General features: G+C 69.1%; 1 protein-coding gene. It reads right to left on the bottom strand.

Going from position 1 to position 1,766, the window contains the following annotated elements; genetic code table 11:
* The coding region (locus IJH84_RS23860) for a toxin glutamine deamidase domain-containing protein (protein ID WP_295149278.1) at window positions 1-1,766 on the bottom strand (1,766 nt) is incomplete at both ends.

The raw sequence follows: 1,766 nt of genomic DNA, 5'->3' as shown, positions 1-1,766 counted from the left end.
TGCGCTGGGAGCATCGCCCGCCCGCGCATCGACGGCGGAGCTGGTGGACGTACCCGGTGCGGCGCTGCCGGCGGATGCCGGGCCGCCACTTTCGGAACCGGTCTGTTCGGCGGGATCCTGAGCGGCCGTCTCGGGTTCCAGCGTTCCACTCATCGACCTGTTCATTCCGCCGAGACGTGCGGATTCGGAATGCCCAGGCACAGCAGGCACATCCGAGGCTTGCGAAGTCCCTTGTGGACCGTTTGCAGGCGCTGGCTCATGCGGCACGGCAGGTGCCGACGTACCCGGTTCTTCCGCGCCCGGTTCGCCCGCCGATCGCCCGTAATGCGCGGCACCGGTCGGCGGCACGGCCGATGCCGGCTCTTCTTCCTCGATCGTCGGCCGGAACGGGTTGGTGTGCTGCCCGAACCACGGTCCGTCCGGAAGGCGGTGCAGATCGTCGGCAGGCGACTCGCGGACGCCGTCGGTGTCCGACAGCGGGGCATCGGCCGATTCCTGCGGCTCGGCGGATTTTTCGGCAGCGCCACCGGTGTGGTCCCCGGAATGACCGGCCCCGGCATCGGGGAGTTCCGACTCCAGCGATCCGAACGGCAGCAGGTGCAACCCTAGTGGCGGGTGCGGCAGTTGCATCAGCGTGCCGGACTGCGGATCGATGAACGCCACGCCTTCGGGCGTGTTGGTCACCATCGCGACGTGACCGAGCACGCCGTCCGGAGTGGCGAACTGAACACCGATGACGGCGTGCGAGCCGAGCGGCTGCCCGCTCATCCGGCTGATCACGTCGTCGTAGCTGCCGTGGCTTTCCCACGCACCGCCGAGTTGTTGCTGCACCCACGGCAACGTTCCTTTGGCCTTGAGCTCGTTCGGCAGCACCGGCTCGGCTTGCGCGTCGATGCCGATCAACCGCTGCGCGTACGACACGACGCACCGGGTGCAGTTCGTCCTCGTGCCGTTCTCGTAAGCGTTCGGGTGGTCGAAGTTCGGGTTGACCGCGCGAAGCTCCGGGTGGCGCTGGTCGACGTACGCGGCGTGGTGCTCCGGTACCGCGGTGTCGTTGTGGATCGCAGGCAGGTTGGTGACCGGGGGCGTGCTGCGTTCGAGCTGACGCCAATCCGGATTTCCGTCCACGTCCAGGGGTGGTCCGGTCGCGCCGAAGCCGTCATCCGGGCCGAACGGATCCGCGGGATGCCCGGAGAACGGGGTGTCGTCCGGCGCAAGCATCCGCTCGAGCTTGCTCGGCCCGGGCTCCTCGCCGGGAAGTTCCGTTGCGGAGTCCGTTCGGGGAGCCGGAACGCCATCGAGGTCGGCGGATCGGCCCGGGTCGGCGACTGCGGTCTCGGTCGGAATGTGCAGGCCGCTGGTGGCCCGGCCGTCCGAAGGCTCCCCGTGCGCCGCGTGGTCCTGCGGGCTGCCCGCCGGGTTCAGGACCGAGTCGAAGTCGTTGCTCGCGGCGAATTCGGCCGCCTGCCGCCGCGCGAGGTCCTGACGCTCGACCATCAGCTGTTTCGCCTGGTCCTGGCCCAAGTGCCGCGGGTCGCCCGGCGCGATCTCTTCGGCGTGGATGACCCATTTGTGCTTGGTGGAACCGTCCCCGGCCTCGTACGGCACGAGTTCCTTGCTGTGCACCATCAGCTGCGAGGAAGGCAGCAACACCACTTCGCGCTCGGACGGATTGCTCGCGAGCTCCTGCAACCGGCACGCCGCGGTGGACTCGACGTGCAGCTCCACGTTGCCCTCGATCGCCGGGCGGTCGTCGCCGTCGGTCT

Origin of the sequence: Saccharopolyspora sp. (assembly GCF_017434145.1) — a bacterium.
Lineage (GTDB): Bacteria > Actinomycetota > Actinomycetes > Mycobacteriales > Pseudonocardiaceae > Saccharopolyspora_C > Saccharopolyspora_C galaxeae.
This window is presented reverse-complemented; position numbering and strand designations above follow the sequence as displayed.